7 protein-coding genes are annotated in these 12,949 nt (G+C 39.1%); 5 read left to right on the forward strand and 2 right to left on the reverse strand.

The window, feature by feature from the left end; all coding sequences use genetic code 11:
• Positions 1-11: 11 nt before the first annotated feature.
• Both BQ7394_RS08105 and BQ7394_RS08110 read right to left on the reverse strand, forming a co-directional pair.
• Positions 12-1,136, reverse strand: a complete 1,125-nt coding sequence (locus BQ7394_RS08105; RefSeq protein WP_075556991.1) for a DNA polymerase III subunit — start codon at positions 1,134-1,136, stop codon at positions 12-14.
• A 76-nt stretch (positions 1,137-1,212) separates the two neighbouring features.
• Positions 1,213-1,800, reverse strand: coding sequence for an RNA polymerase sigma-70 factor (locus BQ7394_RS08110; RefSeq protein WP_075559927.1), 588 nt, complete (start codon positions 1,798-1,800; stop codon positions 1,213-1,215).
• 108 nt (positions 1,801-1,908) lie between these two features.
• Between BQ7394_RS08110 and BQ7394_RS08115 the strand changes: the two genes are divergently transcribed.
• From BQ7394_RS08115 to BQ7394_RS08140, 5 genes are all read left to right on the forward strand, one after another.
• A complete protein-coding gene (locus BQ7394_RS08115; RefSeq protein ID WP_075556992.1) occupies positions 1,909-2,910 on the forward strand; it encodes a FecR family protein in 1,002 nt (333 codons plus the stop codon).
• Positions 2,911-3,144: 234 nt separating this feature from the next.
• Complete coding sequence (locus tag BQ7394_RS08120; protein ID WP_087880596.1) at positions 3,145-6,459, forward strand: TonB-dependent receptor; 3,315 nt, start codon at positions 3,145-3,147, stop codon at positions 6,457-6,459.
• A gap of 30 nt (positions 6,460-6,489) precedes the next feature.
• Positions 6,490-7,959, forward strand: a complete 1,470-nt coding sequence (locus tag BQ7394_RS08125) for a RagB/SusD family nutrient uptake outer membrane protein (RefSeq protein WP_075556994.1) — start codon at positions 6,490-6,492, stop codon at positions 7,957-7,959.
• A gap of 71 nt (positions 7,960-8,030) precedes the next feature.
• On the forward strand, positions 8,031-11,273 hold the full coding sequence (locus BQ7394_RS08130) for a glycosyl hydrolase (RefSeq protein WP_075556995.1): 3,243 nt from the start codon (positions 8,031-8,033) through the stop codon (positions 11,271-11,273).
• Positions 11,274-12,256: 983 nt separating this feature from the next.
• Positions 12,257-12,910, forward strand: coding sequence for an RNA polymerase sigma factor (locus tag BQ7394_RS08140; protein ID WP_075556996.1), 654 nt, complete (start codon positions 12,257-12,259; stop codon positions 12,908-12,910).
• Positions 12,911-12,949 lie beyond the last annotated feature (39 nt).

The following is a 12,949-nucleotide window of genomic DNA, read 5'->3' on the forward strand; positions in this document are numbered from 1 at the left end:
CTTCTTTTCTTTCATCGTTTTATAAGAACCGTCAGTCGTAGTGAAAGATCGAAGAATACCATCTTGGCATTTACGTTTTGTGTAATGTGCCGTTCTGCTTTGGCTAGTTCTTCCATGATATCGAATACGTTCCTTTCGTTGACGAAAGGAGCGAACTTGACGGCAAATCCAGCTTCATCTATATTCATATAATTCAATTCCGGAGATTGGAAGCGGTACATAAAGTTTTCACGGATCAGGTGCTGGCAGTATTGTAGGAAGTTTTTCTGCCGTTCGCGTCCGATACCAGCCAGGATATCTCCCATTGCTTTCATCCCTTTTACGTTGCGTGCCCAAGAGTTACGCATCATTGTTTTAAATTGTTCTAGGTAGAAGCTATTTTCTTCACTCAGGCTGATTGCTTCCACAGCCTTCAAATAATTACCGTTTGCCAGGTGGGCAACATGCTTGGCGTCGTCTGCTGCCAAACCGAATTGTGTCATCATGGCTGTCGTGATCGCTTCAGGGTGAATAGATCGGACATTGATCCGTTGTGCACGTGACAAGATTGTCCCTAATATCTGATCGGGTATTTCAGAGACCATCAGGATAACGGTGTTTAAAGGAGGTTCTTCGATAACCTTCAATAATTTGTTGGCACAGGTCGGATGCATTTTTTCTGGTAGCCAAACCAATAAGATACGATAGGTCGCTTCGTATATTTTCAGATTCAGCTTACGGATAATCTCATCGCTTTCCTTTGAATAGATGATGGCTTGGGAATTACCGGCGTCGATGTAATCGAGCCATCCATCTATATTGAAATAAGGACGTTCTTTCAGGAAACTGCGCCATTCGGTCAAATAGTCATCGCAGACTTCCTTTTTCTTTTCTTTCTTGGCAACAATAGGAAATACAAAATGTAAATCCGGATGTGCCAGTTCATTGTATTTCAAACAGGAAGGACATGTTCCGCAGGCATCCGTCTCTGTCCGGTGTGTGCAATTCAGGTAACGGGCATAAGCTAATGCCAAAGGAAAAGCTCCCGCTCCTCCCTGTTCCGTAAATAACTGGGCATGAGGTACAACACCCGTTTGTGCTGAATGGATAAGTCGTTTTTTTATTTCTTCCTGACCGATTATATCTTTGAAATACATGAATGTTCCTTTTGTATTGTTAGAACAAAGGTACGAATAATCGGGAAAAATAAGAAGATATCAGTGCGATATACCTTCAGACCAGGTGAATAAAGTACAGGAGAGGTAGGTAATCCTTTAATTCTTTGCGTAATATATTTAAAGCTTGTTGGATCCGATAGTCTATTGTTTTACTTGATACTCCAACCTGTTCGGCTATTTCTTTGTAGGTCTTATGCTGGAAACGGTGCATGACAAATGCTTCCCGGTAACTGTCGGGTAATTTGTTGATAGCTTTTTTTAGTAATTCTCTTAGTTCGATGATCTGATAGTAGTCGGTATCCTGCAACATATCTTGCATTTGTTCGAAAAATACTGTATCTGCTTTATTCTTTGCTTGCAAACTGGCTATTTTGTTAATCGCCCTGTTATATATTATTTTAAACAGATATTGGCTGAGCGATTTTTCGATAACTAACTCTTTACGGGATTCCCATAACCAAAATAGAACATCCTGTACGATCTCCTCAGAATCTTCTAAAGAAATAAATTTGTGACAGTATGCACATAACATAGGATAATATTTCCGGAATAAGCAAGAATATGCTTTCCTGTCTGACTGGCGTAGTGCCGACAGAAGAAAATTCTCATTTTGATATTGCTCTTGAAGTATACTCCTTTTCATGTCTTTAATCATATCTCAGAGCAAATATCATAATTTTTTTTGAAAAAAGTCGATTTCTGTTTAGGAACTCATGTTCCGGGACCTGTCATAATAATAAAAAGAGATTTAATGAGTGAAAGAAATATAGATATTATAGAGGAACTTCTTCCCCGTTATTGCGAAGGTAATGTTTCTACGGAGGAAAAAGAGGTGGTTGAAGACTGGATCCGTCAATCGGAAGATCATTATAAGATAGCTCAACAGATACAGTTGATTTATTTGGCGACAGACACTATTTCTATAATGGATATGGTGAATACGGATAACGCTTTAAATAAAGTAGATGATCGTATCCGTAGAAGTCAGTTGAAGGTATTGTTTATGTGGGGACAACGGGTGGCTGCAATCTTATTTATCCCGTTGTTGATCGCTTACCTGTTGCAAGTACTTATTCCGGAAAAGCGGGATATACGGATGTTGGAAGTACGGACAAATCCGGGAATGATGACCAATCTTACATTGCCGGATGGTACGAAGGTTAATTTGAACTCTGAATCTTCGTTGACATATCCGGAGATATTTGAAGGAGATCTTCGTTCAGTTCGGTTAGAGGGTGAGGCTTTCTTTGAGGTGGTGAAGAACCCGGAAAAACGTTTTGTTGTAACTACTCCTCACAATGCCAGAGTGGAAGTCTTGGGAACATCTTTTAATATGGAAGCATTTAAGTGGGATTCTATTGTTTCGACAACATTGATCAGTGGAAAAGTCGCTTTTATTACTAAGTCCGGTCAGGTTGATATGAAACCCGGTGAAAAATTGGTTTACAACATACAGGCAAACCGACCAAGAATATATCACACAAGTGGAGAAACAGAGACTTCTTGGAAAGAAGGAATGATTGTTTTTAAGAAGACTCCTTTTAAAGAAGCGATTCGTATGTTGACAAAAAGATATAACGTGGAATTTGTAGTATCAAATAATAAATATGTAAACGATCTTTTTACCGGATCCTTTACCGATCATCGATTAGAACAGATATTGGATATATTCAATGCTTCTTCCGGAATAAAGTGGCGCTATCTTCCGAAAGAAAATAAATTGGATAGAAAAAGTAAAGTAGAAATCTATTAAAAACAAAAGCGTATGGCAAACAGACCCCCTTGAAACAAAAACATTCGGATAAATATTGGCGTATTCATCCGAATGAAAAAATTAAACTGAAAGAAACCTGTTTGGCGACAGGTTCGTATCAAATCATTTTTTTACCTTAAAAGAGTATACAAAGTTATGCAAAAATTATTTATTGCCCAATTGATATGGGTGACAAAGTCACTTGTGTTAACCTTAAAAAAAATCCCATTGGTTATGAAGCTGTTTTTTATCTTTATGATTAGCTCTATTAGCTTACTACATGCCTCTGGTAGTTATGCACAAACAGCTAGGATTAGTTTGGATACTAAAAATCAGACTGTGCAGAATGTATTGGAGCAAATAGAATCAAAGAGTAATTTTTCTTTTTTTTACAACAATCGTCATGTAGATTTGAATCGTAAAGTATCGGTATCTGTTGATGATGCTGATATATTTAAAGTATTGGATGTTATCTTTTCTGGTACTAATGTCGGTTATTCAGTTGTAGAAAATCGAATTGTATTATCCGCAAAATCATCAAATCCTGTAATATCCCAGATTGGAAAAAAAATAACGGGAACAGTCGTTGATGCAGCAGGTGTACCTATTATTGGAGCCAATGTAATGGTTAAAGGGACGACTAATGGAACGGTAACAGACATAGATGGTCGGTTCTTGTTGGAAACATCGGATGATGCTATTTTGGAGGTGTCTTATATCGGTTATACAAACTATGAAACACCGGTTGGTAATAGAACTTCTTTTAATGTTGTTTTGAAGGAAGATCTAAAAACATTGGACGAAGTAGTTGTTGTTGCCTATGGTACTCAGAATAAGAGAAGTGTAACAGGATCTATGGAAACAGTTAAGCTGGATGATCTTTCCGATCTGCCTGTCGGTCAGTTCTCTCAGAAGATGCAGGGACAAGTAACCGGTGTACAGATCAGTCAGGGTTCAGGTAGACCGGGGCAAGGTGTAAATGTCCGTATCCGTGGTGCTGCTTCTATTTCTACATCCTCTACACCTCTATATGTTGTCGATGGTTTTCCGATCGTGGGAGATATCAATAACATCAACCCGAACGAAATAGAAAGCATGACGGTCTTGAAAGATGCTGCTGCTACTTCTTTGTATGGTTCGAGAGCGGCCTTCGGTGTTATACTGATAACGACCAAACGGGCAAAAGCCGGAGAAACCAAGGTAAGTGCAAATGCTTATACGGGTATCCAGCAGGTTCCTAAAAACGGGCGTCCAGAATTGATGAATGGTACGGAATGGGCTCAATTCAGAAAAGAACATTATGAAGACATGGGGATAGATGTACCTGATGCCTTCAAGAATCCGTCTCAGTATGGTGAAGGTTATGACTGGTACGATGCGATGTTGCGTACTGCCATGATCGGTGATTATAGTGTATCTGTAAATGCTAGTAAAGGTGATTTTACAAGTTCTGTTGTATTGGGTTATTTCAGACAGGAAGGTGTTGTAAATAATTCTTCTTATAATCGTTTTACAGCACGTGCGAATAATGAATATAAATTCAATGATAAATTTAAGATTGCCTTTAATATTGCACCGAGCTTTAGTTTCGATGATGCACCTCCAGCCGATGGATTCTTTGGAAGTGGTGGCGGTTTGCTGGATAATGCCAGATTAACACCTCCGATTCTTTCCTGGAAGGATGCAGACGGTTTGTTACCGGTTACAGTAACGACACCGGGTGTAACCTCATTTGAAACCCCGAACTGGATCCGCTCAGCGAAAGATATTACAAACAAATCTCAATGGAACCGTTTATTGACCAATGGTTATCTGGAATATGAACTGATTAAAGATTTAAAGTTAAAAACAAGTATCAGTGTGGATTTAGGAAATAGTAACACCCATTATTTCCAGCCTTCTACAGCCGGACGTGCTTTTGCTGCGGCTCCAAGTAAGATCAATGCTTATCTGGCTGATAAAACATTCCGGTATTGGTCCTGGCTTTCTGAAAATACAGTATCGTATGCAAAACAGTTCGGTGACCATTCTTTCGATATTTTAGGTGGTTACACTGTACAGCAATATCGTAGTGATTACTCGGAAATTACAGGATCCAATTTCCCAGACGACCGTATCCAAACGATCAATATGGCTTTGGTTAAAAATAATCCTTCTATGGATATTCAGGAGTGGAGTATGATCTCTTATCTGGCTCGTTTGAATTATGATTATAAAGGACGTTATTTATTAAATGCAAGTATCCGTCGTGATGGTTCTTCCCGTTTCGGTAGAAATAATAAATGGGGTAACTTCCCGTCTGTTTCTTTAGGCTGGGTAGCCAGTGAAGAAGAATTCATGCAAAAGATAGAACCAATCTCTTTCCTGAAGATTCGTGGTAGTTATGGACTGGTAGGTAATAATAATATAGGTAACTATACACATTATAATGTAGTAAGTAGTGCTAATACCGTATTTGGCGACACATCTTCCAGTGGAACAGCTGTAACACAGTTGGGTAATGATAATCTGGGATGGGAAACGACTAAGCAACTGGATTTAGGTGTTGATTTTGGTTTCTTGAATAACCGTATTAATTTTACTTACGATTATTATGATAAACGTACGACCGAACTGCTTTATAACCTGCCGATCCCTCAGGAATCCGGTTTCTCCAGTTTCACAGGTAATGTTGGTAAGTTGAAGTTCTGGGGACATGAATTCTCTTTGGATACCAAAAACCTGGTAGGTGAATTTAAGTGGAGTACTAATTTCAATATTGCCTTTAGTGACAATAAAGTGTTGGCTTTGTCAGGAAGTAGTAATCAGATCGTAGCTTATGCGGAACGTGTTTCTACAATTACCAAGGTCGGTGGTCGTATAGGTCAGTTCTACGGGCCGATTCAGCTAGGTGTTTATGTCGATCAAAATGATTTCGATAGCTCACCTAAGATGGTGGACTCACAGGTAGGAACTATTAAATTCAAAGATATTAATGGTGATAATGTTATTACATTAACTGATGTAGACGGGGATAAAACAGAAATCGGTAACCCGTTCCCTAAATTTGTATTCGGTTTTACTAATAACTTCTCTTATAAAAATTTTGATTTGTCTATTGTAACTTCCGGAACTTATGGAAACAAAGTATGGGCGAATGAAGAAGGTATTACCAATCTGGATGGTGTATTTAATGTACTAAAGGCTGTGAAAGACAGATGGCGTTCACCGGAAAACCCGGGTGCCGGATTATATGGAAAATCAACCGGAGCAACGGAACCTGACCGTTCTAATCATTCCAGAAGCGTATATAATGGTAGCCATCTGACCATCAATAATGTGACATTAGGTTACAACATTCCTTGTGCAACAATAAAGGGTATCAGTAACTTAAGGGTTTATGGAAGTATTCAGAACCTGTATACATTTACTAAATATCCGTATGGAAATCCGGAAGCCGGTGTTGATCAAAATGGTAATTCGCCAAGTGCCTTGTTGCAGGGAATTGACTTTTCTACCTATCCGGTACCGCGTACCTTTACATTAGGTATAAGTTTGACGATCGATTGATAAATAATAAACTAATAAGTCTATTTTGTTATGAAAATATATAAGTATATAACGTTCCTGGGAATTACTTTCCTGTTAAGTAGTTGTACAAATGATTTTTTGGACATACCGTCTGAAACGACGTTAAGTTCTGCAATATATTATAAGAGTCAGAGCGATTTTGAACAGGCTATAAATGGTGCTTATGCTCCTTTCCGTGGAATGTATAGTGGAAATGAAGGTGCATGGGCGATGGGTGAATTGAGATCTGATAATACAACCTATAAATTCAATCCCAATGACCGTGGAACCATTCAAGGTGAATATATAAAGGATTTTATAGAGCAGGCAGATAATAGAATCCCATTGAATAAATGGTCATCGAATTATTCTGTTATTTCTCGTGTGAACCATTTGTTGGAACCGATCGACGGTATAGAGTTTGACGAACGTGTAAAGAACAATATAAAAGGTCAGGCTTATTTCTTACGTGCCTTTGCTTATTTCGACCTGGTTCAATATTTTGGCAGTGTACCTTTGCATCTGACACCAGTAAAGACGTTGGAAGAAACTTCCCTGCCTTTGTCTCCTGTAGAAGATATCTATAACCAGATTATCTCGGATGCTCAGCAAGCCGCAAATCTATTACCGGACAAGGCAAGTCAGGAAGCCGGTCGTGCTACATCGGGGGCTGCCAAGATGCTTTTAGGGAATGTGTATATAAGTTTGAAGAAATGGTCTGAAGCTGAATCGATCCTGAAAGAGGTGACGGGTTATGAGTTGTTATCGGATTACAATCAGATTTATGAAACCTCCAATAAGAATCATAAAGAGTCTATTTTCGAGATCCAGTTTAAAGAGGGTACTGAAGGTTATGCAAGCTATTTCTTCTATACTTTCTTGCCGCAACCTATCTCCGCAGATGAAATAACGGCTATTACAGGGATTGCAGAATCCGCTCGTACGGTGGAAGGTTACAATATACCTACTCCTGATATTATTGCAGCTTATGAATCCGGTGATTTGAGAAAGGATGCTTCTGTAGGAACGTTGATCGCTAATGGTGAGCCATGTCCTTATATAAAGAAGTATTGCCATTCGCATGCTTTATCAGGAAATACGAATGATAACTGGCCTGTATATCGTTATGCAGAGACGTTGTTATTCCTTGCAGAAGCGGCCAATGAGCAGAATAAAACAGGTGAAGCTCTGGGGTATCTGAATCAGGTGAGACAACGTGCCGGTCTGTCCGATTGTACAGCATCAGGACAGGGTGCCATCCGTGAAGCAATCTTAAGGGAAAGACGTGTCGAGCTGGCTTTTGAGAATAAGAGATGGTTGGATTTGGTGCGTAGCGGAAATGCCGAAAGCATGATGAAAGCTTACGGTGCACGTGTGAAAGCGAATCCTCAGGCTTATTATTTCCCCCAGGGTTATACAGTTTCTCCTTCGGCGTACACCAATATTCCGCTATTATTTGCATTACCGGCATCTGAAGCGGCATTGAGCCCTTATTTTTAAATAAAAAAACAAGGCTCTTTATCATGGTTTTCTTCCGGGTGAAGAGCCTTTACTTATTAATAATGTGAATTATGAAAAGATATCTTAGTATAATAGCTTTTGCTCTATTGGCTATGTCCTGCTCTGGTTCTAAAGCCGATAATTCCCGGTTGGATTCAGAGTTTGCCTCTCCTCCGAAAAGTGTCCGGACAAGTGTATACTGGTATTGGATGTGTGGAAATATATCCAAGGAAGGAGTAATTAAGGACTTGGAAGAAATGAAGCGTGTCGGTATTAACCGAGCTTTTATCGGGCACAATTATTTTGAACCTTATGAAGGTGGACGTAATGTACGGTTAATGAGCGATGAATGGTGGGAGATTTTGCATACCGCTTTGAAGAAAGCTTCAGAGTTGGATATAGAAATAGGCCTGTTCAATTCTCCGGGATGGACACAGGCCGGTGGTCCATGGATAAAAACTAGTCAGTCTATGCGTTATCTGACGCATTCAGACCTGACGGTAAAAGGTCCTCAGAAAATAACTGTCAAGCTGGAGAAACCGAAAGATGATTTCCAGGATGTGAAAGTCATTGCTTATCCTTCATCGTCATCGAAGCAATTTGTATTGAATTCATCCAATGCCCGGATTTCTGTTTCTCCTACATTGAAACAGATGGAAAAAATGTTTGATGGCGATTGCTTGTCTGATGTTCGTCTTCCTCAGAATGTCGATTATAGTATTGATATAAAGACGCAGAAAGAGTTTACTGCCCGTAGTCTGACAATTTATCCTTCCCATTCGAATATAAATGCTACATTTGAATTACAGGCGAAGGAGGGAAATACCTATCGTACTATTTCTCAATTTGTAATAGACTGGCATCATCTGGCTGTAATTGTTGGTTTCCAACCTTTTGCACCGGTTGTGATGACATTGGATGAGGTGAAAGCTACTGATTTCCGTTTGTTGGTTAAGAATACCCATCAGGAAGGTGGTATTGCAGAAATCGAACTTTCTTCTACTCCCCGTATTGAAAACTATGCGGCCAAAACGTTTGCCAAAATGTTTCAGGACCCTCTTCCTCAATGGGATTATTACATGTGGCGTGATCAGCCGGAAGTATCCGATGCTTCATTAAACATTAATCCTGAAAGTGTATTGGATATATCGGACTATATGACTGCTGACGGAACATTGACATGGGATGTGCCTGAAGGAGAGTGGGAGATATTAAGAACTGGGATGACTTCAACGACTGTAACTAATAATCCGGCCGGCCCGGATGGTACTGGATTGGAAGTGGATAAGATAAATAAGAAGCATGTGGCAAGCCACTTCGATGCTTTTATAGGTAAAATATTGAAACGTATTCCGGCTGAAGATCGTAAGACATTCAAGGTCGTTGTACAGGATAGTTATGAATCCGGCGGTCAGAATTTTACGGATGATTTTCTGCGTAGCTTCAAGGAACGTTACGGATATGATGCCTTACCTTTTATTCCGGCTTATTTCGGCCAGGTAGTTGGTAGCCAGGTGCAGTCTGATAAATTTCTATGGGATATGCGCCGTTTGGTAGCAGATAGAGTTGCTTATGATTATGTTGGAGGTTTCAGGGAACTCTCTCATGAACACGGTTTAACGACCTGGTTGGAGAATTATGGCCATTGGGGTTTCCCTGCGGAATTTCTGATGTATGGAGGACAATCTGATGAAGTAGGAGGTGAGTATTGGTTACCCAATGTCGTTCCTTCGTGGGAAAACAACCTGGGTAATATAGAGAACCGTGCCGCTTCTTCTTGTGCACATATTTATGGAAAACCTCTTGTCTCAGCCGAGTCAAATACGAGTGGAGGACCGGCTTTCTCCCGTGTGCCTGCTGATGCAAAGCAACGTACCGATAAATATTTCTCAGAAGGAATAAACAATACCTTGTTGCATGTCTTTATCCAGCAGGCCGATTCAGATAGATACCCCGGCACGAATGCGTGGTTCGGTACGGAGTTTTATCGTACGAATACCTGGTATTCCCATATCGATTTGTTCCTTAATTATATAAAGCGTTGTAACTATATGCTCCGCCAAGGGTTAAATATGGCAGATGTCGCCTATTTTATAGGTGAGGATGTACCGAAGATGACCGGTATCCAGGATCCTGCTTTACCCTTGGGGTATCAGTTCGATTACATCAATGCAGAGGTCTTGCTCCGTGATGCAACTGTAAAAGACGGATTGATAACGTTACCGCATGGAACGACTTATCGTGTATTGGTTTTACCACGAATAAATACGATGCGTCCGGAAGTCCTGACGAAGATCAAACAGTTGGTTATGGATGGGGCAGTTGTGTTGGGAACTCCTCCAACACATTCTCCCAGTCTTCAGAATCAGCCTGCAGCTGACGAACAGGTGAAGAGTATGGCTACCGAATTATGGGGAAAGATCGATGGTACGAATGTCACTTCTGGTCAAGTGGGTAAAGGCATGTTGTTTAACGGTGTCGGCCTGGAAGAGGTATTCTCAAACATCGGATGTGTAGAAGATTGCAGAATACCGGCAGGAACACCCTTCCTTTTTAGTCATCGTAAGATGGATAATACAGAGATATACTTTATCTCCAACCAGAGCGAGTCTGTTCAAAAGGCTGATCTTAAGTTCCGTGTAAAAGGTTTACGTCCTGAATTATTTGATCCTATAACAGGAAGAACACGGGATCTGACAGAATTTACTTCAGATGATAAGGGAACAACTGTTCCAGTGACATTACATGGTTATGAAAGTGGATTTATAGTATTCAGGAAAAAGGGAGAACCGACAGCCGGTACAAAGAATTTCCCGCAGCCGGTTAAAGTCTCGGAACTGAAAGAGGCATGGAATGTGAAGTTTAATGGTAAACTATCCAACCCCGCTTCAATCCGTCTGGAAGAACTTCAGGATTTGTCACAGTCATCAAATGATAGTATCAAATATTTCTCAGGGAATATGATTTATACAACGACATTTGATTTCGATCGTTCATTATCTGATGGCGAACAGATTTATCTGGATCTTGGTGAAGTAAATAAACTGGCCAAAGTGTGGGTAAATGAAGAATATGTAGGTGGAGCATGGACGATGCCGTATCATGTGGATATTTCTTCCGCATTGAAGCAAGGAAAGAATGTACTCCGTATCGATGTAGTCAATACCTGGGTGAATCGTATGATCGGCGATAAGAACTTGCCGAAGGAACAACGCGAAACATGGGCTGGAATAAATGATTACCTGCCAGATTCTCCCTTGCAGAAAACAGGGTTGATCGGACCGGTAAAGCTTGAATCTGTAAAATTTAAATAGTTTAAGAACAACTTATGACAAGTCCTAAATAACTTCTAACGGTTGTTTAGGGCTTGTTTTCTTTCTTCTTTATAATGTGTTAATGTTATCGGTTGTATTTTCTCAAAGATACATTTTGCGATATAGAACAGTAGTAAAAAAGGATATACTGCCAAATCCATAGCGATGAATAGTATGTATTTCATTTCAATCTTCTTTTAAAATTTATCTTTAAGACAGAGATATTTCAAAAACCCCTATCCATATAACAGATTTTTTTTGTTTTTGTATGAAAAGCTATAAGTTATCTCTCAGAATACTCTGGAGAATTCTCTTATAGATAATGACAGATTGTTTATTAAACTAGCTTGTTTGTAATAAAAGTTGTTTGTATTGTCTTTTTTAATGACGCGCAAAGATACAAAAAAGCTGCATCTGTATTTGTTTCAGTGTAATAATTAACTATTTAGTCGTTTTAGAGGCCTTGAATTTTTTCATTCGGACGTTTTTCAAAATAGTTCCGGAGGAAAATTTTTGAAAGTCCGGTCTTTTATCTTCAAAAGTCCTGACTTAACATTTGTAAATAAGGCGGCTTTTTGAAGAGAAAATATGATTTTTTGTGGAAATTGGTATGTTCTCGAGCATGATTTGATTGTGGATCGGTTATTAATGCTCAAAGGTTTTAACTATCCATATGATTGGATTATTATGATATGATGTGCGGTAAGAAGTAAAAAGGGAGTGAATGCTTTTAAATAGTTTGTTTGATCCGTCTTTTAGTGTGTTTCTGATAGTGTAAAAGTCCGTGAGAATGCTGTGTATTTGACCGTAATGTATCTTTGGCCGAAATATGAAATTATCAGGGTGGATAAATATCAAAATGACAAAAAGATAAAATCATTACGATGTAGTGTGTATAAAAATAATTAAGTTTGTAATTATTTTGAAATATTGATTTAGAAATAAATCCTTACATTTGTTTTTGGTAATCATCTAATTAAATTATGACTCAGCTATCGGATACTAACATATGGGATGCTTGTTTGAAAGGAGATCGGAGAGCTTTTGCTGAGTTATACAGGCGATATTATCCGCTACTGTATAATTATGGATGTAAATTTTGTGCCAATAAGGAATTAGTAAAGGATTGTATCCAGAATTTTTTCGCCAAATTAATCCAGAACTATCAGAAGTTGTCGACAACTCAATCTGTTAGAGGTTATCTGTTGTTGGCCTTCCGTAATCGGTTATACGATGACCTGAAACACGAAAACTCCCGTTCGGATATGTTTCTTCCTTGCATTGATGATCTGTTGTCTTTCGATAAGGGGCTGATTCCTTTTCCGCCTGAAGATGAGACCTCCGATGACTTTATAATTATGCGGTTGGCCTTTCTTGAACTATCTTCCCGTCAGCAGGAAGTTCTTTACCTATATTATATGCTAGGAGCCAGTCATTCGGATATAGCCGATATATTGGATATTAATTATCAGTCAAGCAAGAATCTGCTATGTCGCTCTTTACTGAAATTAAAGGAACTATTTTTCATTAAACTAAAAGAATATAAGGATCAGGCGGATTACAAAGAAGAAGATTTGGATGTCTTTTCCCACCTGGCCGAAAATTTTAAATGGTTCCATGTAGAACTGGCTAAATAACCTATCCTCCAATATTTTTTCCGTTTTAAATGCAAATTT

The sequence above is a fragment of the Parabacteroides timonensis genome, from assembly GCF_900128505.1.
Classification (GTDB): Bacteria; Bacteroidota; Bacteroidia; order Bacteroidales; family Tannerellaceae; genus Parabacteroides; species Parabacteroides timonensis.

Bases quoted from the DNA above. Each gene is read 5' to 3' on its own strand.
- BQ7394_RS08105 (WP_075556991.1), bottom strand. From the start codon at position 1,136: ATGTATTTCAAAGATATAATCGGTCAGGAAGAAATAAAAAAACGACTT.
- BQ7394_RS08110 (WP_075559927.1), bottom strand. From the start codon at position 1,800: ATGAAAAGGAGTATACTTCAAGAGCAATATCAAAATGAGAATTTTCTT.
- BQ7394_RS08115 (WP_075556992.1), top strand. From the start codon at position 1,909: ATGAGTGAAAGAAATATAGATATTATAGAGGAACTTCTTCCCCGTTAT.
- BQ7394_RS08120 (WP_087880596.1), top strand. From the start codon at position 3,145: ATGAAGCTGTTTTTTATCTTTATGATTAGCTCTATTAGCTTACTACAT.
- BQ7394_RS08125 (WP_075556994.1), top strand. From the start codon at position 6,490: ATGAAAATATATAAGTATATAACGTTCCTGGGAATTACTTTCCTGTTA.
- BQ7394_RS08130 (WP_075556995.1), top strand. From the start codon at position 8,031: ATGAAAAGATATCTTAGTATAATAGCTTTTGCTCTATTGGCTATGTCC.
- BQ7394_RS08140 (WP_075556996.1), top strand. From the start codon at position 12,257: ATGACTCAGCTATCGGATACTAACATATGGGATGCTTGTTTGAAAGGA.